Source organism: Rhizobium sp. SRDI943 (assembly GCF_057653695.1).
The window spans coordinates 1,365,393-1,386,754 of record NZ_JBYGKN010000002.1; the positions used below are offsets into that span (position 1 = coordinate 1,365,393).

Annotated in this window: 20 protein-coding genes and 1 pseudogene; 10 read left to right on the plus strand and 11 right to left on the minus strand. The window is 61.7% G+C overall.

The features are described 5' to 3' along the window. Positions 1–92 precede the first annotated feature (92 nt). Both AC245Y_RS30690 and AC245Y_RS30695 read left to right on the plus strand, forming a co-directional pair. Complete coding sequence (locus tag AC245Y_RS30690) at positions 93–1,889, plus strand: heparinase II/III domain-containing protein (protein ID WP_017996368.1); 1,797 nt, start codon at positions 93–95, stop codon at positions 1,887–1,889. Between the two features lie 126 nt (positions 1,890–2,015). Beyond that, the gene (locus tag AC245Y_RS30695) at positions 2,016–2,801 is read left to right on the plus strand and encodes a carbohydrate-binding protein (RefSeq protein ID WP_017996367.1); all 786 of its coding nucleotides are present in this window, start codon (positions 2,016–2,018) and stop codon (positions 2,799–2,801) included. 30 nt (positions 2,802–2,831) lie between these two features. Here AC245Y_RS30695 and AC245Y_RS30700 read toward each other — a convergent pair whose 3' ends face one another. Both AC245Y_RS30700 and AC245Y_RS30705 read right to left on the minus strand, forming a co-directional pair. After that, the gene (locus tag AC245Y_RS30700) at positions 2,832–3,842 is read right to left on the minus strand and encodes a GlxA family transcriptional regulator (RefSeq protein WP_012755420.1); all 1,011 of its coding nucleotides are present in this window, start codon (positions 3,840–3,842) and stop codon (positions 2,832–2,834) included. Continuing rightward, positions 3,839–4,417, minus strand: a complete 579-nt coding sequence (locus AC245Y_RS30705; protein WP_017996366.1) for an isochorismatase family protein — start codon at positions 4,415–4,417, stop codon at positions 3,839–3,841. The genes AC245Y_RS30700 and AC245Y_RS30705 overlap by 4 nt, the downstream gene beginning before the upstream one ends. Before the next feature lie 157 nt (positions 4,418–4,574). Between AC245Y_RS30705 and AC245Y_RS30710 the strand changes: the two genes are divergently transcribed. Both AC245Y_RS30710 and AC245Y_RS30715 read left to right on the plus strand, forming a co-directional pair. Further along, positions 4,575–5,243, plus strand: coding sequence for a response regulator (locus AC245Y_RS30710; RefSeq protein ID WP_017996365.1), 669 nt, complete (start codon positions 4,575–4,577; stop codon positions 5,241–5,243). Further along, on the plus strand, positions 5,233–6,636 hold the full coding sequence (locus tag AC245Y_RS30715; RefSeq protein ID WP_017996364.1) for a sensor histidine kinase: 1,404 nt from the start codon (positions 5,233–5,235) through the stop codon (positions 6,634–6,636). Before AC245Y_RS30710 ends, AC245Y_RS30715 begins: the two co-directional genes overlap by 11 nt. Before the next feature lie 80 nt (positions 6,637–6,716). On the opposite strand, the gene AC245Y_RS30720 is transcribed toward AC245Y_RS30715, so the two are convergent. From AC245Y_RS30720 to AC245Y_RS30735, 4 genes are all read right to left on the minus strand, one after another. Continuing rightward, entirely contained in the window at positions 6,717–7,598 is an 882-nt protein-coding gene (locus tag AC245Y_RS30720) for an ABC transporter permease (protein WP_017996363.1), read from the minus strand. An 11-nt stretch (positions 7,599–7,609) separates the two neighbouring features. Next, on the minus strand, positions 7,610–8,428 hold the full coding sequence (locus tag AC245Y_RS30725) for an ABC transporter ATP-binding protein (RefSeq protein ID WP_026157598.1): 819 nt from the start codon (positions 8,426–8,428) through the stop codon (positions 7,610–7,612). Positions 8,429–8,524: 96 nt separating this feature from the next. Then, entirely contained in the window at positions 8,525–9,538 is a 1,014-nt protein-coding gene (locus AC245Y_RS30730) for an ABC transporter substrate-binding protein (protein ID WP_017996361.1), read from the minus strand. A 337-nt stretch (positions 9,539–9,875) separates the two neighbouring features. Then, positions 9,876–10,604, minus strand: coding sequence for a FadR/GntR family transcriptional regulator (locus AC245Y_RS30735; RefSeq protein ID WP_017996360.1), 729 nt, complete (start codon positions 10,602–10,604; stop codon positions 9,876–9,878). A 303-nt stretch (positions 10,605–10,907) separates the two neighbouring features. Here AC245Y_RS30735 and AC245Y_RS30740 point away from each other — a divergent pair, with 303 nt between their 5' ends. Next, entirely contained in the window at positions 10,908–11,168 is a 261-nt protein-coding gene (locus AC245Y_RS30740) for a CopG family ribbon-helix-helix protein (protein WP_012755426.1), read from the plus strand. Next, entirely contained in the window at positions 11,168–11,443 is a 276-nt protein-coding gene (locus AC245Y_RS30745) for a type II toxin-antitoxin system RelE/ParE family toxin (protein ID WP_012755427.1), read from the plus strand. Before AC245Y_RS30740 ends, AC245Y_RS30745 begins: the two co-directional genes overlap by 1 nt. A 6-nt stretch (positions 11,444–11,449) precedes the next feature. On the opposite strand, the pseudogene AC245Y_RS30750 reads toward AC245Y_RS30745, so the two are convergent. Beyond that, positions 11,450–12,028, minus strand: a pseudogene (locus AC245Y_RS30750) (substrate-binding domain-containing protein); the annotation flags it as partial. 110 nt (positions 12,029–12,138) lie between these two features. Here AC245Y_RS30750 and AC245Y_RS30755 point away from each other — a divergent pair. Next, a complete protein-coding gene (locus AC245Y_RS30755; RefSeq protein ID WP_017996357.1) occupies positions 12,139–13,068 on the plus strand; it encodes a substrate-binding domain-containing protein in 930 nt (309 codons plus the stop codon). Between the two features lie 16 nt (positions 13,069–13,084). After that, positions 13,085–15,229: a methyl-accepting chemotaxis protein gene (locus tag AC245Y_RS30760; protein WP_012755430.1), complete on the plus strand. Its 2,145-nt coding sequence runs from the start codon at positions 13,085–13,087 to the stop codon at positions 15,227–15,229. 75 nt (positions 15,230–15,304) lie between these two features. On the opposite strand, the gene AC245Y_RS30765 is transcribed toward AC245Y_RS30760, so the two are convergent. Next, on the minus strand, positions 15,305–16,567 hold the full coding sequence (locus tag AC245Y_RS30765; protein ID WP_012755431.1) for a DUF3422 domain-containing protein: 1,263 nt from the start codon (positions 16,565–16,567) through the stop codon (positions 15,305–15,307). On the opposite strand from AC245Y_RS30765, the gene AC245Y_RS30770 reads away from it, so the two are divergent. Beyond that, positions 16,566–16,781 carry a hypothetical protein gene (locus tag AC245Y_RS30770; protein WP_017996355.1) on the plus strand — a complete coding sequence of 72 codons (216 nt, stop codon included), beginning with the start codon at positions 16,566–16,568 and terminating at the stop codon, positions 16,779–16,781. The two genes, AC245Y_RS30765 and AC245Y_RS30770, sit on opposite strands and share 2 nt — an antisense overlap. Positions 16,782–16,789: 8 nt before the next feature. Here the strand turns inward: AC245Y_RS30770 and AC245Y_RS30775 are convergent, their stop codons facing one another. From AC245Y_RS30775 to AC245Y_RS30785, 3 genes are all read right to left on the minus strand, one after another. Then, the gene (locus AC245Y_RS30775) at positions 16,790–18,247 is read right to left on the minus strand and encodes an MFS transporter (protein ID WP_017996354.1); all 1,458 of its coding nucleotides are present in this window, start codon (positions 18,245–18,247) and stop codon (positions 16,790–16,792) included. Between the two features lie 63 nt (positions 18,248–18,310). After that, complete coding sequence (locus AC245Y_RS30780; protein ID WP_017996353.1) at positions 18,311–19,156, minus strand: alpha/beta fold hydrolase; 846 nt, start codon at positions 19,154–19,156, stop codon at positions 18,311–18,313. A 4-nt stretch (positions 19,157–19,160) separates the two neighbouring features. Further along, on the minus strand, positions 19,161–20,321 hold the full coding sequence (locus tag AC245Y_RS30785) for an FAD-dependent monooxygenase (protein WP_012755434.1): 1,161 nt from the start codon (positions 20,319–20,321) through the stop codon (positions 19,161–19,163). Between the two features lie 114 nt (positions 20,322–20,435). On the opposite strand from AC245Y_RS30785, the gene AC245Y_RS30790 reads away from it, so the two are divergent. Then, a complete protein-coding gene (locus AC245Y_RS30790; RefSeq protein ID WP_012755435.1) occupies positions 20,436–21,359 on the plus strand; it encodes a LysR family transcriptional regulator in 924 nt (307 codons plus the stop codon). Positions 21,360–21,362: the final 3 nt, after the last annotated feature.

Below are 21,362 nucleotides of genomic sequence, written 5' to 3' on the forward strand. Positions count from 1 at the left end.
ATACGAATGTTATAGAAAGCGCGAAATACATATGATAGGTGAGCATGCAGAGACCAAACGACCATCGATGCTTTTCCGGTACGGGGAGGGACATGTTCAGCGAGATTTCAGGGGAGCTGCCGGATGTGCTGGGCGATTTTATGCCCGGGGCGGTCGGCTCCGATCGCCTCAGATGGAGCACTGTGCCGCAAGCGCTACGGGAACTGGTCATTGGCGAGGCCGAAGAGACGGTTGCGCGCGCCTGGCCGCTGATTGCGGCCTCGGATTACCGGGAGTTCACCGAAACCGGCAACCGCGCGCGCTTCGAGGAGCTTTATTTCACACGCCGCCGGATGCTCAACAATCTGGTGCTCGGCGAACTCGTCGAAGGCGGCGCGCGCTTCCTGCGGAAGATCGTCGACGGCATCTTCCTGATCGTGGAGGAGAGCGGCTGGCAGCTGCCGGCGCATAACGCCTATGAACGAAGCGGCGCGCGCCTGCCGCTTCCCGACAATTCGCAGCCTGTCGTCGATCTCTTCGCCGCCGAAACAGCCGCCCTGCTTGCCACCGTCGTCGCATTGTTTCGCGACGAACTCGACGGCATCAGCCCCGAGATTACGGCACGCGTGGAGCGCGAGATCGAGATCCGAATCCTCTCGCCCTATCTCGGCCGGCATTTCTGGTGGATGGGCCGCGGCGAAGAGCGGATGAACAACTGGACGGCATGGATAAGCCAGAACGTCCTGTTGACGGTCTTCTCCCTGAACACCGATCAGCCCACGCGTCACGCCGTCGTTAGAAAGGCGCTCGGCAGCCTCGACGCCTTCCTGAAGGATTATGCCGAGGACGGGGCCTGCGAGGAGGGTGTGCTCTATTACCGCCACGCCGCGCTCTGCCTGCATGGTGCGTTGACCATCCTGGACGCCGTGGCGGCCGGCCTGTTCGCCGGGGTCTGGCAGCAGCCGAAGATCCGCAACATGGCTGAATATATTGCCCATATGCATGTGGCCGGCCGCTACTATTTCAATTTCGCGGATTCCTCCGCGGTGGTCGAACCCTGCAGCGCGCGGGAATACCTGTTCGGACAGGCGGTCGGCTCTGAGATGCTGGCTGAGTTCGCCGCAGCCGACAGAGCCGCTTCCAACAATTCGCATATGCCCGGGGAATGGAACCTCTGGTATCGCGTGCAGGAACTGCTGGCCGGCCCGACGCTTCCCGCTGCCGCCCCGCCGCATCCTGCATCCCAGCGCGATATCTTCTATCCCGGCATCGGACTGTTCATCGCCCGCGACGAGCAGTTTTCGCTTGCCGTCAAGGGCGGCAACAATGGCGAGGGCCACAATCACAACGATGTCGGGAGCGTGACGCTCTACAAGAGGGGACGTCCGTTCCTGATCGATGTCGGCGTCGAGACCTATACCGCAAAAACCTTTTCGGCGCGGCGCTACGAGATATGGACGATGCAGTCGGCGTTCCACAACCTGCCGACATTTGCAGGCGTCATGCAGTCGGCCGGCGAAGCTTTTGGCGCGCGCGATGTCGAGGTCGGGTTTGACGAAGGGAGCGCGCGCATAGCGCTCGATATTTCAGACGCCTATCCCCCTGAAGCGCAGTTGCACAGCTATCGGCGCGTTGTTTCCCTGCTGCGCGGCCGCCATGTCGAGATCGTCGACACCTATGACGGCGGCAAGCCGGCGGTCCTGTCGCTGATGACATGCCTGGCGCCGACCGTCGGCCCGGACAGGATCGATCTCGCCGATCTCGGCAGCATTTTCGTCGAGGGCGCCGGCGAGATCGAAATCGACGAGATCGTCGTGGAGGACGCCCGGCTGAGATCGGCCTGGCCCGAGAAAATCTACCGGTTGCGCCTGCCGTTTGCCGGCAGGCTGCTGAGATTGCGGATCGTCTAGAACAGGATGATTTCAGGCCGGGTCGGCTTAAAAATCTGAATCCTGTTCTAAAATTAAAGAGTTAGAGCATGATGTCGTCCGAAAATCGCTCACGCTTTTCGGCATCATGCTCTGGGGAGGGCGAGCATGGAATTGACGCTGAAGATCGTGGATGCCGGTGGGGCGGTGCTGGCGAGTTCCATCGGCCGGGACGAGACGTTCCTGGTCTATCGCCAGAGCTATCGCGAAGGCGATCGCGTGGTCGTGGAGGTCTCCGAGCCCGGACATGTCTTCCTCTCCCTTGATGGCGCGGTCCAGCCCGGCCTGGTCTATATGAAGGAATGCGCCTATTCGCTCGCCGTGCCCTTCGGCGATAAGCGCAAGCCCTATTCGCCGAATGCCTTCAGGGGCGATATCCACCGGCTTTCAGCGCGAAGCACACGCCCTGACGAGATCGTCCATCGGCGCAATCTCGCCCTCAACCCCTGGGACGATCACGCCAATCGGGCTCTGTTTCCGCATGCGCGCGCCAACGTCGAGACCCGCGGCGAAGCGGTCTTTGCCGCGCGCAACGCGATCGATGGCGAGAAGGCCAACGATGATCACGGCTTCTGGCCCTATACGAGCTGGGGCATCAATCGCGATCCGCAAGCAGCACTGACGGTGGAATTCGGTAGGCCGGTCAGGATCGACGAGATCGTTTTCTATCTCCGGGCCGACTTTCCGCATGATTCCTGGTGGGAAAAGGCCAGCGTCACCTTCTCGAATGGCAAGACCTCCTGTTTTTCGCTGGTGAAATCGGGTGTTGCGCAGGGCTTTACCATAGAACCCTGCATCGTCGAATGGGTGGAACTGCACGGTCTGATCAAGGCCGAAGACGCCTCGCCCTATCCGGCGCTGACCCAGATCGAAATCTGGGGAGTCGAGGTGTAGGGCATCGGCCCGTCCGTCCTTCCTCTTGTGCTATGAGCCTGTAGGTAGCCTCGACCGTGCCGCACTCGGTGGGCCGTCATTCAGACGGTTCCAGGCGCGGCGGAGTTGCCGCGCCGAGCCGAAGCCGGCGCGCATCGCGACAGCCTCCATGTCCAGCCGTGAACCGGCGAGCATCTCGCGGGCAAGAGCCACGCGCATACGGTTGACGAAATCCGTCACGCTCATGCCCGTCTGCTCGTTGAACAGCCGTGAAAGGTTGCGCGGGCTGGCGCCGCTGAGGCGGGCGAGCGACACCACCGACCAATCCTCAGACGGGTTGGCGGCCACGGCATCCTGTGCACGGTGAATGACCGGGTGGATATGGTTGCGACCTTCGAGCCAGGGTGAAAGCTGCGGATCCGATCCGCCGCGCCTGAGATAGACGACAAGATATCGTGCCACCGCAAGCGCACACGCGTGCCCGGCCGCTTCGGCAACGATATGCAGCATGAGGTCTATGCCGGCGGTGATGCCGGCGCTGGTGAGGCGATCTCCATCCTCGACATAGAGCCGGTTGTCCCGGACGCGCGCGGTGGGAGCGAGCCTCGCCAGATCCTCTATGCAGCCATGATGGGTGGTGCAATCGCGGCCATCGAGCATGCCTGCCTCGGCAGCGAGCAATGCGCCCGAGCAGATCGAGACCAGACGAATTCCCGGGCGAATGGCGTGCCTCAGCCATGCGACGATGGCAGCCTGGTCGGCGCGCTCCTGTTCGTTCCCTGGCGCGCTGTTTTTCATCGGGGCATCGGCGCTGCCGGCAATGATGACAAGCGCGGTATCGGGCAAGCTCTCCGGCAATGCGGCGACTCCCGTAACGGCAAGGCCGATCGAACTGCCGACCGTCGCCGATGGGCCGATATAGGCGACGGTAAAGCGCACTGTGCACTGTTCGAGGTTCGCCTTGCGCAGCACTTCGATGGGGCCGGCGACGTCGAGCAGCAGCACGCGCGGCGGCACGACGACGAAGACCGGAATATCGAAGGGCTGCGCGGCGTCCGTCATGCGGCGAGTGACTTTCCACGCCCCGCCAGGGCCTGGTCGACGGTCGCGATCCGAGCAAACCGGCCCGACAGGACCAATTCGGTCCGGTCCCGGATTTCCTTGGCGCTCCAAGTGCGTCCTGTGGCGTCGGTCATCGGGAAGGTCAGCGTCGCTTCGCCGACATAGTCGACTTGATAGCCGAGATCGGAGGCATGACGGGTCGTGGTCTCGCAGCACTGTTCGGTGCGGATGCCGGAGACGAGGATACGACGGACGCCGTTCTCGGTCAGCCACACGTCGAGACCGGAACCGACCAGGGCGCTATGGCGCCTCTTCCTGAACGTCGCCTTGGGGGCGATCCTGAGCGGAGCGAGTGTGCTGACGAACCCGGATGCTTCCGAAAACGGGCCGTTTTCATCGACATGGAAGATTTGGATGATGGGTATCCCATCGGCTTCCGCGCCGTCGATCAGAGCCTGCTGACGATCGATATAGGCGGAGGCGAGGTTTTCATCCCAGTAATCGCGGTGTCTGAAAGACTCCTGGGCGTCGATAACGAGAAGGACAGTATCATGGCCGGACATTTTTTGCTCCATCCAGATTGATTATGAAGTCATATTCGGCGATTTGAAGACAGAGGAAAATGCGCGCGCCGGACAAATAACGGACAATTCGCGCCATGGACGCCAGGCCTCGGCGGAGGAAATCGGGTCGCGCTTCCGCCAGACCGTCCGCACATGCTAAGGAGGTCGGATGAGACTGCTTGTGGTGGAGGACAACAAGGATCTGGCGGCCTGGCTGGGCAAAGCCCTGCGACAGGCGCAATATGCTATCGACATTGCCCATGACGGCGAGGACGCCGAGCATTTGCTCAAGGTGGCTGAGTATTCGGCGATGATCCTCGATCTTGCTCTGCCCAAACTTGACGGGTTAACGCTTTTAAAGCGATTGCGGCAGTCCGGGAGCAAGCTGCCGGTCATCATCTTGACCGCGAATGCCAGCCTGGACGGCCGTGTGGCGGGGCTCGACAGCGGCGCCGACGACTATCTCGCCAAGCCCTTCGAAATCGCCGAGCTCGAAGCGAGGATCCGTGCGGTGGTCCGCCGCGGCCAGGATCGGGCTTCGTCGGAAATCACCGTCGGCAACCTGCTTTTTTCCGGTGGGACGCGGCAGTTTTTCGTCGCAGGCGAGCCGCTGCAATTGACGCCGCGCGAATATGCCGTTCTCGAGCAGCTCGTCATGAAGCATGGCATCACGGTTTCGAAATCCGCGCTTTCTGAAAGCGTCTTCGGTTTCGACGACGAGGCGGATGCGAGCGCCATCGAAATCTACGTCCACAGGCTGCGAAAGAAACTGGAGAGCAGTTCGGTTCAGATTGCGACGTTGCGCGGGCTCGGTTATCTCCTCCGACATGTCCAGTAGCCTCGTTACAAAGGTCGGCGCGGCGATCGCGCGGCTCAGCCACAGCTTGAGGGTACAATTGCTCTGCTGGGTGCTGATGACCCTGTTCGGCGCGATCGGCTTCAATCTTTACGACAGCTTCTGGACGGCGGATGCGACGGCAAAGCTGGTGACGGATCGAACACTTCTGGCCTCGGCCCGCGTCATTGCCGAGGCCGTCCGCGTCGACGAGGGCGGCAATGTCCAGGTGGACGTGCCGCCTTCCGCGCTGGAGATGTTTGATACAGGCTTCGGCGACCGGGTATCTTACCAGGTGATCACCGCGTGGGGCAGTCTGGTCAGCGGCTTTCCCGACTTGCCGTTGCCGGCCGTCCAGCGGGCAGGCGCCGATCGCGCGTTCCATGGTGCCGATGTGCGTGTCATGATGCTCGACCATCCTGTCGTCGGCCTGCCCGATGACGGCACGATCTCCGTGACCGTCGCCGTTACGCATAACAGCCAGTATGCGATGCGACGGCAATTGTGGCTTTCGGACTTTTCGAAGCAGTTCGTGCTCGTCTTCGTCGCGAGCCTGGTGACCATCCTCGGGCTTCAACGGGGTCTGGCGCCCGCTCTGAGACTGCGGGACGCCGTGCGCCAGCGCGGCCGCCATCGTCTTGATCCGCTGCCGCCGGAAATGGTGCAGAGCGAACTGCAGCCGCTCGTCCATGCCCTGAACGACCATATGGAGCGCGTCCAGAACCAGATGGCCGCGCAGCGACGGTTCGTATCGAATGCCGCGCATCAGCTCCGAACGCCGCTCGCGCTGATTTCGACGCAGGCGAGCGTGGCGGCCCGGGAAGCTGATCCGGCTCGCCGTGACGAGGCGCTTGTCGCCCTTCGCACCAGCACGAAGCAGATTTCGCGTCTCGCCAGCCAGCTTCTTACCTTGTCGCGGGCCGAGCCCGGAAGCCGGCGCCCGCGCAGCGATGCGACAGACCTCAGCAAGGCTGCCCGCGAGATCCTGGAAGCGCATGCCGAAGAGGCGCTCAGGCGCAACATCGACGTCGGTCTGGAAGCGGTCCGCCCGGTCATTGTCGACGGCGACGCGACGATGTTGCGCGAGATGTTGGTCAACCTCATAGACAACGCGATCCGCTATACCCGCCCGAATGGACGGGTGACCGTCGCCGTCGGGCAGGCGGACGGCAATGCCGTCGTGACCGTCGAGGACAACGGGCCGGGTATTCCGAGCGGGGAGCGCGAGCAGGTTTTCGAACGGTTCTACCGGATCATGGGGACCGAAGCTGAGGGGAGCGGTCTGGGGTTGTCGATCGTTCGGGAGGTTGTCGAAGGTGCAGGAGGTTCAGTCTCGCTCGATGATGCGGAAGGCGGCGGCGGGCTCATCGTGACGGTACGGCTTGCGCTCGCTTAAACTCGAGCGCGTCAAATGAAGAAGGCCGGGCATGGCACCCGGCCTTCTTCTCTATCTGCCTTGGGAGGAGGCCGATTTGATCACTGGGTATCGAGGTGCTGTTGCGGACGCCATTTCGCCAGACGGTTCTCGATCAATGTCATGATGTATTCGGCAAAAAGCGTGACGACCATGACCAGGAGGATTGCCGCGAACATGCCGGCGGCATCGAACGTACCCTTGGCGATCGAGATGAGCTGACCAATCCCGAAGCGGGCGCCGACGAATTCGCCGACGATCGCGCCGACGATCGCGAAACCGAAGGACACATGCAGACTGGCGAAGATCCAGCTCATCGCCGAGGGAATGATCACCGTGCGGGTGACCTGCCAGTCCGAGGCGCCGAGGATGCGGGCATTGGCGATCATATTACGGTCGGCCTCGCGCACGCCTTGGAACGCGTTTGCGAATACCACGAAGAATACCATGATGAAGGCGAGAGCAACCTTGGAGGGCAGGCCGAGACCCATGATCATGATGAAGATGGGGGCGAGAACGACGCGCGGTATCGAGTTGATCGCCTTGATATAAACGGAGAAAATGTCCGACAGGAAGCGGTTGCGGCCAAGACCGATGCCGACGACGACGCCGGTGATCGAACCCGCGAAGAATCCGATCAAGGCCTCCTCCATCGTCACCCATAGATTATACCAGAGCGAACCTTCCGTGGTGCCTTCGGTTGCCCATTCGTAGAGGCGCTGAACGACGCCGCTCGGGCTCGAATAGAAGAACGGATCGATCCACTGCATGTTGGAAGACAGTTCCCACATGCCGATCACGAAGACCAGGATGGCGATCTGCCAGAAGCGCACCAGCGTCTTGCGCTGGCGCATCGCCTTCAGCGCCGACGCCTCGATTTCCGTGTCCGACGTGCCGGGCCGAAACATGGTGGCCGAACCGGCCTCAAGAGTGGTGTGTGCCATGATATCCTCCCTCAGGCCGCTTCGCTCGCGCGGCGGTAGCTGGTCTCGACCTCTTCGCGGAGGTCCTCCCAGATCGTCTTGCAGTAGTCGATGAAGTTCTGCTCGTAGCGGATTTCCGACACGACGCGCGGACGGGGGAGATCGATCGTGTAGACCGACTTGACCGTCGCGGGGCCGGCGGTCAAGACATAGACCTTGTCGGCAAGGGCGACAGCTTCTTCGAGGTCGTGGGTGACGAACACCACCGAGGCCTTGCGCTCGGCCCACAGTTTCAAGAGCTCTTCGTGCATGACGGTGCGGGTCTGCACGTCGAGAGCCGAAAACGGCTCGTCCATCAGCAGGATTTCCGGCTCGTTGATGAAGGTCTGTGCCAGCGAGACGCGTTTGCGCATGCCGCCTGACAGCTGGTGGGGATAATGATGGAGAAACTTCGAAAGGCCGACACGGGCGAGCCAGTCGCGTGCGCTCTTTTCTGCCTCGGCGCGCGACTTGCCTCGAAACAGCGGACCGGCCATGACGTTGTCGATGACGTTCTTCCAGGGAAAGAGCGCGTCGGTCTGGAATGCGAAGCCGACACGCGGGTCAATGCCGGTGATCGGGCCGCCCATCAGCCGGACTTCACCGGCGCTGGGGCGGGCGAGACCCGTCACAAGATTGAGCGTCGTCGATTTACCACATCCGGTGGGGCCGACGACGGCTACGAACTCTCCGCGGGCGACCGTCATGTTGAAATCGCGCAAGGCCGTCAGGGACTTGCCGGTCGGCGAGACGAAGCGGCGGCTGACGTTGATCAGCTCGATCGCCGGGATCTCGTTCTTGTCATGTTGCATGATGATACCTGAGGCGTGCTTTGGGCGCGTGCACGCAATGCCCATGGATCGATCGGGAGGGTCGCTTCCGGTTGGGACCGGAAGCGACGCGACGCCTTACTTGACGTTCTTGACGAATTCCGTCGTGTAGGTCTTGGCAAGGTCGATCTGCTTGCCCTTGACGTTCTTGGAGAACTCAGAGAGCACGGCAAGCACGGTTTTCGGACCGTCTTCCGGCATGACGCCATCCGGTGTGAACATGCCCTTGCCCTCGTCGAGAGCCTTGATGTAGCCGTCCTTGTCGCCGACGTAGAAGTCCTTCGGCATCTTGTCCGCGATCTCGGCGGCTGAATGCGTGTTGATGTAGCGCAGCGTCTTGACGAAGGCGTTGGCGAGCTTCTGTGCCTCTTCCTTGTGCGCGTCGACCCAGGAGGTTTCCAGGTAGAGCGAGGCGGCCGGATAGGTGCCGCCGAGCGCCTGACGGGTCGCCTCGACCGTGCGCATATCGACGAGCACGCTCGCCTCGCCGGTCTTGATCATGCGCGAAATCGTCGGCTCGGTCGTCATGCCGGCCTGGATCTGATCCTGTTGCATGGCGGCGATGAAGGTGCCGCCGGCGCCGACTGGAATTGTCACGACATCACCGGGCTTGAGGCCGGCCTTCGAGGCCATGAAGAGGGTCAGGAAATTGGTGGACGAGCCGAGACCGGTGACGCCGAGGCTCTTGCCCTTGAAATCGGCCGGCGACTTGATGTCAGGATACTTGCTCGAGACCATCTCGACCTCGCCCGGCGCCTGGCTGAACTGGACGATGGATTCGACGAATTTGCCTTTGGCCTGCAGATCCACGCAATGGTCGTAGAAGCCGACCACACCCTGGACGGCGCCCGCCAGAAGCTGGTTTTCGGCATCGACGCCGGCAGCTTCGTTCAGCAGCTCGACGTCGAGACCCTCGTCCTTGAAGTATCCGAGCGATTCGGCAAGCTTGGCGGGCAGATAGATCTGCTTCTCATAACCACCGACCATGATGGTGATCTTGTCGGCCGCATGTGCGGCGCTGGTCGTGAAAGATGCTGCGGCGAGAAGCGTCGAAAAAGCGACGGTGTGAAAAAGGCTGCGTGAAGAACGCATGGAAATCTCCTCCTGTGTTTGGCTGGCATCGTCGTCTCGCCACCTTGACCGTGTCTCCTCCACGATGCCGCTCCTTCCTATGACGTCGAAGCTTTCAACTAGCTTTCAGTCGCGGACGGGCAGGCAGCCCGTCCCATCCCGCCCATGCACCACCCGTCGCAGAGCGCGGGAGCAATGAGCGCGCCTGCATTTCTTAAGCCGGATGCGCTGTCCCTTCCATCGGCAGCGTTCAGCCTTTTCGGTAGCCGCTCCAACATGAAAATCGTGAGACGACTTGTCCGCGGCCGTCATGGTCATCTGATGATCGGCTGGAACGTGTGAGCTCTTGGATCAGATGTCAGCTCGTAAAGCTTCGCAGATCTCTCAGCAGGTTGCGATACCTGGCCTGGCTGCCGACCAGATGGTCGCGCATGGCGTTGCGGGCGGCCTCATCGTCTCTGTCCGAGATGGCGACGACGATTGCCTCGTGCTCCCTGTGGATCAGCTTTCGATAGGCCGTCTGTTCGGCCGTCCTCGTTTCCGGAACGAGTCTCGACTGCGGGATGATCGCCGAACCCTGGGACTCCAGGAACTGCCTGAACAGCGGATTGTTCGTGGCTTCGGCGATTGCGGCATGGAGCTCCAGATCCGCATCGCGAATGGATTGGTCGCTCTCGATGCATTGGAGGATTTTCCGATGACATTCGAATATCGCCTCCTCCTGCGCAGGCGAGCGGCGCAAGGCTGCGAGGCCTGCCGCCTCGATTTCGACAGGTGTCCTGATCTCAAGTACCTCAAGATCGGAGGCGACGCGGGCTTTGTCGACTTTCCGCGCGGAGAGCGCCGGATCAGCACCGAGTACGAAAATCCCAGCCCCCTGGCGCACCTCGACAAGCCCGTCGGAGCGAAGTGCGGCCACGGCCTCGCGCACGACCGTCCGGCTGACGCCATGTGTTTCGGTCAACTCATGTTCACTCGGAAGCTTGTCGCCGACGGAATACTGGCCGCTCAATATGGCTTGCCGGAGGCTTTCGCCGACCTGTGTGACCAGCGACCCGGAGCCTTTACTGCGATCCTTCATCTGCATAGCCACGCCTGACCCCGCCTCGGCTCTGATCCGAATGCCACCCAAACTCACGGCACCCGAAATTTGCGATTCATCACACATGTATGACAAATTTGATGGTCTTTCAATGGACGAGCGGCGCCTGCGCTTTGTTCCTTGACTGTTTTTGCGATCCGACGAAAATTCGGCACTGCGCTTTCTCTCAAAACTCTCGATGCTGCGTTAGCTTACTGCCATGCCGCGACTTTACTTCGCCATGTACATGCGACTGGATATAATCAAAATTAATCGCTACGATTAGAAATGATTGACGAGGAGTTTTCGATGGAGACCAAGGTTCTGACTGCTCATGTTCCGCTCCCGCTTGCGCAAAAGGTCGATCAACTCGCGTCGCGGCTCGAACGTTCGCGTGGCTGGATCGTCAAGCAGGCTCTCATGGCATGGATCGACCAGGAGGAGGAGCGCCGGCGTTTGACGCTCGAGGCGTTGGCCGACGTCGATGATGGTAACGTTATCGAGCACCAGTCTGTTCAAGCCTGGGCCGATAGCCTCGATAGCGACGAGCCGATCTCTTTGCCTCGGTGATGGAGATCAAGTGGACGAGCAAAGCGGTCTCGGACGTCTCCCGCTTGTACGACTTTCTCACTCCGGTCGACCGGCAAGCGGCGGTCCGAACCGTGCGGGCACTGACGGCAGCGCCTGCACGGCTGCTTGAGCAGCCGCGCCTCGGCGAGCGGCTCGAGGAGTTCGATCCTCGAGAGGTCCGCCGTATTCTCGTCGGCCGTTACGAGCTGCGCTATGAAATCCAGCAGTCGATGATCTATGTCTTGCGCCTTTGGCATACGCGTGAGGACAGGTAGAAGCACTCACAACCGCCTGGTCGACTCCCCGCGGACGAATCTCGGCGTCAGGATGAGGTCTTGCGGCGGTGCTGCGGCGCCCTCCGGGCTTGCTATTCTTGCCAGCAGACGCTGTCCCGCCAGCTCGCCGAGCTTCTGCGCATCCTGCACCACCATGGTGATGCGAGGCGTGATGACATTGCTCCAGGGCACGTCGTCGACCATCGCCAGCGACACGTCGTCAGGGCAGCGGAAACCCATCTCCTGCATCACCTGCAGCGCTGCGAGGCCCGTCATGTTGTTGGCGCCGATGATGGCGGTCGGTCGGTCGCGGCGGATCAAGAGGCGCATCGCCTGCGCATGGCCGCCGGTTCTGGTGTAGCCGCCTTCGACGACCAGCGAAGGATCGATGTCCACACCGGCGCCGGCCATCGTGTTCATGAAACCCTTCAGACGCTCGTCGGCAGTGTGCAGGCCGCTCGGCCCGGAGATGAAGCCGATCCGTCTGTGGCCGAGCTGCAGCAGATGTCCCGTCAGGATGGTGGTGGTCAGCGGGTTGTCGGAACCGACAAAATCACGCTCGGCGCCTTCCACCTTCTGGTCGAATTGCCACCGCAATCATATCCTGGCGCTTAACCTTTTTCTTCCGGCCGAAAAGTAAAATTTAACCAAAATTTGAAATAACCCTTTCAGATCCGAATTGTGCAGGGGAATTCATGAAAACGGCCACGCTTGCATCCATCGCCTTGGCGATATCGATCTCTGCTGTCCATGCCCAGACGATCGGGGTTTCGATGTCCGGTCTCGACAAATTCAGGACGGCGCTTCTAAACGGCGTTGTCTCGCATGGGCAGACGATATCCGGCCTCAAACTCGTCACCGAGAATGCCAATGGCGACAAGGAGCTCCAGAAGCAGCAGGTGCAGAAGCTCATTGCCGACAAGGTCGACGCGATCATCCTTGCCGTCTCCGATGGCGACCTCGGGCCGCAAATGACCAAGATGGCGGCAGATGCCGGCATTCCACTGGTGTACATCAACAACGTTCCTTCCAACCTGCTGGACCTGCCTGACAATCAGGTGGTGGTCGCCTCCAACGAGAAGGAATCCGGAACGCTGGAGACCAAGCAGGTCTGCGCGCTCCTTAAAGGCAAAGGCCGCGTCGTCGTGCTGATGGGCGAACCATTCCACGCCGCCGCGCGTGCCCGCACCCAGGATATATCAGACGTCATTGCCACCCCGGATTGCAGGGGCCTTCAGATCGTCGAGCGGCAGGCGGCCTATTGGTCGAGCGATTATGCCGACCAGCAGATGCAGGAATGGCTGTCGGCCGGCGTCAAGTTCGACGCGGTCATCGCCAACAATGACGAGATGGCGCTCGGCGCGATCCGGGCCATGAAGAAGGCCGGCATACCGATGAAAAATGTCGTCGTCGCCGGCGTCGACGCGACCGACGACGCGCTCGCAGCGATGGTCGCCGGCGATCTCGACGTGACCATTCTCCAGAGCGCCGTCGGGCAGGGCGCTGCCGCTGTCGACGCTGCCGTCAAGCTGATCCGCAAAGAGAAGGTGCCGCGCGAAAACAACGTTCCCTTCGAACTCGTCACACCTGAGAACATTGCCACCTATCTGCCGAAGAGCCAGTGAGCATAAGAGGATTATGATGTTGCATTTCTGGAATAAATTCGGCATTCGCGCACAGATCACCTCCGGCTTCGTGCCGCTGATCCTGTTGATGAGCCTGCTCACGGTCAGCGCGATCTCCGGCATGAACGGGCTCGCCTCGATCTTCTCTTCCTATCGCGCCACGGCCGGCCAAAGTCTCGCCATCTCGGACTACAGCGACCAGCTGAACGAGATTCAGATGTCGGCGGAAGCCTTCCGCTCCACGCCGACGCAGGATGTCGTCGATCGCTTCCGCGCCGGCGTGAAAGCGTTCGACGCCGACGACCCGCGTTTTGCCGGCAACAAGGACCTGCAGTCCGGCCTTGCGGCGATCCGCCAGGACATCGCCACCTATGGCAAGGCTTTCGAACAGATCGTCGCGCTGCAGGCCAGGCGTGATGCCTTGATCTCCAAGGTCACCGAATTCGGCCCCTGGACCAGTATTGCGCTCAACGATGTCGTGCGCAGCGCCTGGCGCCAGAACGATGTGGCCCTGCTGCAGATGACCGCGGCGACACTGGAGGCCTTGAACCGCAGCCTTTATTTCTCCGAACGCTTCGTGCACTCCGATGATTTTGCAGCCTATGACACGGCGCAGGCAGCACTGGCCGAAGCGGTCGCGCTCAACGAAGCGGCTGCGAAAGCCGCAAAGAACGAGCTGCAGAAGAAGCGCCTGATGGGCGCCGGCCAGCTGATGCAGAATTACACCGCCCGTCTCGGCGACATGAAGGACGTGCTGCAGGCCTCGGGCAACATCCGCCAGACGCAGCTCAGCGTGCTCGCGCCGAAAATCTCAGGCGGCTTCAAGGATCTGCAGGCGACGGTAACGGGCGCGCAGAAGACCCTTGATGGTTCGGTGGACGCAACGGTTGCCTCCGCGACCAGCACGACGCTTGTTATCAGCGGGCTGCTGATCGTCATCGGCCTCGTCCTTTCCTATTTCGTCGGCCGGTTGATTTCCTCGGCGGTGCGCAACATGGCGCAGTCCATGGAGCAGCTTGCCCGCGGCGAGGAAGGGATCGTGATAACGGGCGTCGAACATCGCCACGAGCTGGGGGCCATGGCGCGTTCGCTGAAGGTTTTCCAGGAAACGGGGCGCGCCAAGCTGATTGCGGAAGCCAATGCCGACCGCGCCCGCCTGGCGGCCGAAGAAGAGCGGCTCCGCCAGGAGGCCGAGCGGCTCAGCGACGCGCAGGTGATGGAGCATGCCTTCCGCCAGATCTCTGTCGGGCTGGACGCACTCTCGAAGGGCGACCTCACTGTCCGCGTCGGCGAAGTCGACCATCGCTATGTCAGGATCCGGGATCATTTCAACAATTCGGTCGCAAGCCTCGAAGAGGCGGTTGACGCCGTCATTCGCGCGGTCGGCACCATCCGCTCCGGTCTTGCGGAAATCTCCACCGCCTCCAACGATCTCGCCCGCCGCACCGAGCAGCAGGCAGCCTCGCTGGAGGAGACTGTCGCGGCGCTGGGTGAAGTGACCCGCGGCGTCAATGGAACGGCGGAGGGCGCAAGCCGCGCCCAGGGTGTTGTGGCAACCGCCCGCACCAATGCTGAAAAGGGCGGAGAGATCGTTGCTCGCGCCATCGATGCGATGACGGAAATTCAAAATTCGTCGTCCAAGATCGGCAACATCATCAGTGTCATCGACGAGATCGCCTTCCAGACCAACCTGCTGGCGCTGAATGCCGGCGTGGAAGCGGCGCGCGCCGGCGAGGCAGGCAAGGGCTTTGCCGTCGTCGCCCAGGAAGTCCGCGAGCTCGCCCAGCGCTCCGCCAACGCGGCAAGGGAGATCAAACAGCTGATCTCTACATCCTCGGCGCAGGTCAAGACCGGCGTCCAGCTGGTGGGCGAATCCGGCCTTTCGCTCGAACAGATCGTCGAGCAGGTCACCGCCATGAATGCGACCGTGGCCGAGATCGCCGTTGCCGCCCGCGAACAGGCGACAAGCCTGCGCGAGGTCTCGGCTGCCGGCGACCAGATGGACAAGGTGACGCAGCAGAACGCCGCGATGGTCGAAGAGACCACGGCGGCCGCGCAGAGCCTGACACATGAAACCGAAAGCCTTGCCGAACTGCTGCGGCGGTTCAGGACGGGTAGCGGCCGGGCATCGGAACATCGCCACTACGCGATGGCATCCTGACGTCCTGCCGATGCAGGCAAGAAAACGCCGCCGCCGCGAAAGGGCGGCGGTGAGCGGTCATCGGCCAGCGTCGCCTCAATGGCTCTCTGATGCGGGACCGTGAGAGTGGCCGGCAATGCTCTTGCGAACATGGCGAACTGCCGTCCAGACGGCGAAGAGCACGAGCGGGATGGCGCCGAGAACGGCGAGCTTTGCGATGTGCGGATCGACGCCCAGTTCGGAGATGCTTTCCAGGCAGATCTTTGCGAGGCCAACGGTGTAATAGGTGATGGCGATGACGGAGAAGCCTTCGACCGCCTGCTGGATATGCACCTGGATGCGCGCCCGCTCTTCCATTGATGTCAGGAGTGAGGCGTTCTGATCTTCGAGCTGAACCTGCACGGTGGTTCTGAGCAGGTCTCCGGCCAGGCTCACACGTTCGGCCAGTTCATCGAGGCGGCGTTCGGCGGCGTGAACCGCACGGACGGCCGGCTGAAAGCGCCGGTCGATGAAGGTGCCGATCCGCTGGCGCTGCTCGACGCGCTCCTCGCGCAGCTCCGACGATCTGCTTGCGACGATCTCGGCATAGGCTTTCGTCGCGCCGAAGCGGTGACGAGCGAGAGCGGAGAAATTGAGCACATCCGACGAGAGCTTGGTGACCTCGGAAAGCAGGGCCTTGTCGACTTTGACCGCACTCTGCATATGCGAGATCAGCAGGTCGAGGCGCCGGTCGAAGACGAAAAGCTTCGACACCGTCTCGCGTGCCATCGGCAACGCCAGCAACGCCATCATCCGGTACGTCTCGATCTCCAGGAAACGCCTGACCATGCGGCCGGTGCGATAGGCGTTGAGATTGCGGTTGAAGAACAGGAATTCGACGAAACCGCTATCGGTCAGCCGGAAGTTCGAATGCACTTCCGCGTCGCCGCCGCCGACTTGTGAAGCGACATAGTCGAGCTTCGGTTTTTCCGGACCTTGCCCGTCCTTTTCGTCCCGCACCAGCACGCGGACGGCTGCGATGATTTTCCCGTCGATCTGACGGCAGCAGGCCTGAAAGGCTTCCGGCGGATTGCTGCCGGGTTCGGCCGATGCGGGAACGACGAAAGTCAGGGTGAGGAACTCGGTATGCGCCTCCCACTTCAGCCGGCCGTCGCCGATGCGGCCGATGCCGTGGTTGCCCTCGCGGGTCGTGGAGACATCTTCCAGTCCCGGCAGGGAAGTTGGTATCTGAGGAGGGGCATTCTCGCCGACGATGGCGACGTGCCACACATCCGTGTCGCCATCGAAGTAAAGCGACGGCCGCGCGTGGAGCTCGTTGTGAAGTTCCCTTCGCAGCGGATGCTCGGAGCCCATCGGCATGGAAATGCACCTCTATACGGTAGACAGTCGCTGGATCGCCGGATGTAAGCGGGTTGCCGGCATGTGTGAGTTGACCATGGCGCCTGCGAGCCGGCGAAGGCTGACAACGCCTATAGCCTCTCCCGAACCGCATGTCACCATAAAGGGCAACGATGTCGGCGGCGTGCGCGACATCGTTGCCCTATTGCTCGATTGTCACCCGCTGAACTGGTGATGCTGACCTTACGATGAGGTTTCTTCCAGTCGACGTCCCCCGGTCTCGATCATTCCGATAGCCGCAACCGCACCGATGGCGGCGACGATCGCGAACATCATGAACACCGAATTGATGCCCTGCGTCCCCATCATATAACCGACCGTGGTCGGCCCGACGGCCGAGGCTATGCGCAGCCATGATGTCGCAAGACCCGTTCCGATAGCGCGCATCCGCGTCGGATAGATCTCCGGCGTGTACAGATACAAAACCGCATTGATCGACCCGACAACGCCATAGGCAAGCGTTGCCAGCACGATCAACGACCAGAGCTGGCCTGCGCCACCGGCAGCCAAAGCGGTCAACAGTGCCGCGCCGACCAGGAAGGATACAATGGCCCAAGTTCTTCGACCGATGCGGTCGATGCAGAAAGCGCAAACCAGAAGGATGGCGACCTGGGCGACATTGGTCATCGACGCCGCCCGGAGAGCGCTTCCGAGCTCGAGCTTGTAGACGGTGTGATAGAGTGTTGGCATCCAGTTGTTGAGGCTGTTGGCGACGAAGAACGAACTCGCCCAAAGGACCCAGGCGATCAACGTCCTGGCGCGGAAGCGTGGAGACAGCAGCTCGCTCCAGCGGCTTCTCGGCTGCCGGGCGACCTGTGCGGGGGCGGGCGCTGCAGCCGGCGCTTCAGGCGCCGATTGCGGCTCCTGTTGATAGTCGAGGTTTGCCTTTCTTGCGCTCGCCTCAGCCTGGCGGATGATCGCTTCCGCTTCGTCCAGGCGTTGCTGGCCGATCAACCAGCGCGGCGATTCCGGCAGCCGATAAAGCAGATAGGCGATGACGAGACCGGGAATGCCGCCGATGAAGAACAGCGATGTCCATCCGAGGATCGGCACGAGCAAGGTCCCAACCTGGCCGGTGATCATCAGCCCGACCGGAAAGATCATCTCATACAGCATGAAATAGCGGCCGCGTCCCTTCGCCCGCAAAAGTTCGCTGATATAGGTGGCGGCGACCGGCATTTCTCCTCCGACGCCAATACCCTGGATCAGCCGGCACAGGAAAAGCATCTGAAAATTGCCGGTGAGCGCGCAGGCCAGGCCCATGACCGACATCAGCGCTGTGGCCGCTGCCGCCATGGGGACGCGGCCGAAACTTTCGGCAAGACGGCTGAAAAGCAGGGCGCCGAGCAATTGGCCGATGTAGCTGGCGGCGATCATCCAGCCGATCTGGGCCGGAGAAAGCTCCCATAGCTTGATCAGGATCGGAAGGACGAATGCCAGCGAAAGGGCATCGAAGGCATCGAGAAACGTGGCGCTCCCCATGACGATCCGCGCCCGGCGGTGCCAGGGTGTAAAGGGAATGGCTTCGAAACGGGCAGCCAGCGCTGCGGCGCGACCGCTGTCGGATGCCGGGCTCGGATCGCGGGCCTCAAGCCCATCTGCGGTCGCGGATGCGGCCAGCGTAATTGTGTTGTCGTGCATTCTATCCTCCCAGATTCAGCACCTTGATGATGGCCGGCGCCTTCGTAGCGCCGGCATTGGGCGTTAGCCGTTGGTCCGCTTGAACAGCGATCGGATCGCATCGGCGATCTGGTCGGGGCATTCGATCGGCGTCAGATGCCGCGCGGCGGGCAAGACGGTGAGGGATGCGCCCGGAATGGCCGCAGCGAGATCTCGGGCCGTCTCGACGGGGGTGGCGTAATCTTCCTCGCCGACGACCACCGAAACAGGAAACAGGAAACCTCCCAGATGCCGGCGCAGATCGGCATCGCCGAGCATGGCGCAGGTCGCGGCATAGGCATCGATATCGTTGGCGGTAAAGACCGACATGGCATGCTGAACCTGCGCCGGATGATCCATCCGGAATCGATCGCCGAACCAGCGCGTTGCCTGAAACTCGGCCATCGATGCCAGCCCTTCGCTGCGAGCCTTTGCCGCCCGGGCCCGCCATTCCGTGGGCGCGTTGGCACCATACCAGGCGGTGGTATCGATCAGCAGCATGGCGCGCACCAGCTCGGGGTGCCGCGCCGCGAAGGTCTGCGCCACGCAACCGCCCATGGAGCAGCCCGCAACGACGGCGTCACTCCACCCGAGTTCTCCCATCAGGTCGGCGATATCGTCGCCGAACCGCTCGACATCGTAGGGACCGGCAGGCTTGTCGCTCCTGCCATGGCCACGGCAGTCCATCGTGACGATATCCGCATCCTCCAGCCGCCCGACAACCCGATCCCAGACACTGGCGTCGAGCGCCAGTGAATGGATCAGAACGACGCGCGGCCCACCCGGCCGTCCACTGCGTCTATAAGCAAGGCCGATACCATCGGACGTTCTCGCATAGGCGACGCCGGAAGCCGTCTCGCGCGCATTTGCTGCACTGTTGGACATCGACATTCCCTTATCCGGCAAGCGCCATATCGTTTTCCCCCACGAGCGGCACGTTCCACGCATCGTAGCCATAGAGCCAGGAGGTGTCTTCGTTGCCCCCCGACATCCAGGTATTGGCGCTCGAAATCGCCTGGATGCGTGAGGTGCGCGGCTTGCGGTTTGCCTCGTAGCGGCGGAACGCGCCTTCGATGTCGTCATTGTCGACGCCGGCAAGGCACCGCGCCAGCACTGCCGCGTCCTCGATCGAGGTCGCAGCTCCTTGCGCCATATAGGGCGTCATCGGGTGGCAGGCGTCGCCGAGAAGCACCACGCGTCCGTCGCTCCAGCGCGCCAGAGGTTCACGTTCGAGGATTGCCCACTTGTGACAGTCCGGGCATGCATTGAGAACCATCTGCACTTCCGGATGGAAGCCTTCATAGGCGGTGCGCAATTCCTTCACGTCGCCCTTGGCGGACCAGGATTCCGAGGTCAGCCAGTCAGCAGGCTCAGGCACGCTGGTGACGAAGTAGAGCGAGCTGCGGTCTGCGGCGGTGTAGTAGATGACGATGTGGCGATCGACACCCCACCACTTCGTTCTGGACGCCTGGATCTCGCCGCCGTTCATCAGGCTCGCGTCGAAGACCGCGCGGTAGGCGATCCGGCCCTTGTGGATCGGTTTGTCAGGGCCGACGACGATGTCGCGAACCAGCGAATGCACGCCATCAGCGCCGATCACCGCATCGGCATCCGCCTTCGTGCCGTCGGCGAAAGAGAGCGTCACGCCGCCCTTCGTCTGATCCAGGCCGACGAGCTTCTTGCCGAGGTGAACGATCTCCGGCGGCAGCACGGAATAAAGCGCTTCATGCAGGTCGGCCCGGTGCATGCAGAGAAAGGGCGCGCCGTAAAGGCTTTCCGGCATCGGAAGCTCGCGCTTGATCTCACCGGTATCCCAGACGCGGTTGAGATGAGAATAGGGCTCGAACGCAAGTTTCTGAAGCCTGTCGAGAACGCCGATACCGCGCAGGACGCGCGACGAATTCGGCAGCATCTGGATGCCGGCGCCGATGCGGGCAAATTTCGGTGCCTGCTCGTAGACATTCACGTCGATACCGACCTGGCGAAGGGTCGCCGCGGCGGCGAGACCACCCATGCCGGCACCAACGATCGCGATTTTCGGTTTACTTCCAGCCATGCGATTTTCCTCCCTTGGCAATCAAGATGGCGCTAGTCGTAATCCGGCATCTATAGTATGTAAAATATTTATATAATTCATGCATGGAACCTTTTAAGTTTATGTTGGAAGCCGATGGAATTGAGACACCTCCGCTATTTCGTGGCCGTCGCAGAAGAGGGGAGCATCTCGCGAGCTGCCGCGCGTCTCAACATCCAGCAGCCGCCGCTTGGTCAGCAGATCCGCGATCTTGAATACGAGCTTGGCCTTTCCCTCTTTGATCGGCATCCGAAGAAGATCGTGCTCAACGCTGCCGGCGCGGTTTTTCTTGCCGACGCCCGCGACATTCTGAAGCGCGCCGGTCAGGCAGTCGAAAATGTCCGCCGCTACCACAAAGGCGAGGCTGGCCAGTTGTCCGTCGGCTTTACGAGTTCCGCGTCGCTGCATGTTCTGGCGCCGAAGCTGCTGCAGCAGTTCCGTCTTTCCTATCCGCTCGTGAAAATCGCCGTCGAAGAAAGCGAGACCTACGAACTCATTCTCGCCTTGCAGGAGGGCCGTATCGATGCAGCGTTGCTGCACATCGACGCAAATCGATTTCCGGATCTGGCGAGCACGGTGCTTTCCGAAGAGGACATGATCGTCGCCATCCCTCTTGGTCATCCCCTTGCGGATGAACGCCTCGGTCCGATCACGCTGAAAATGCTGGAGGGGCAGGACGTGGTCGTTTACCGGCGACCCGACGGCCCAGGCATATTCGAGCGTATCTTGCAGTCCCTCGATCGTGCAGGCGTGACGCCTGCGATCGTCGACGAAGTCTATCGCATCGTCGCAGCGATCAACCTCGTTGCAGGCGGTCGCGGCGTCACGATCGTTCCAACCTCCATGCAGGTCCTCCATCCGGAGGCCATTGCCTATCGCGCGCTCGCTCCCGGCCAACTTTCACCCTTGCCGCTCTGCATCGCTTACCGGCGTGATCTGAAACTCTCCATCGTGCGGAATTTCGTTGCGCTGACGAAGGACATCGCCGCCGTTCCGCCGCATATGCGTGATCGTGCCTGACCG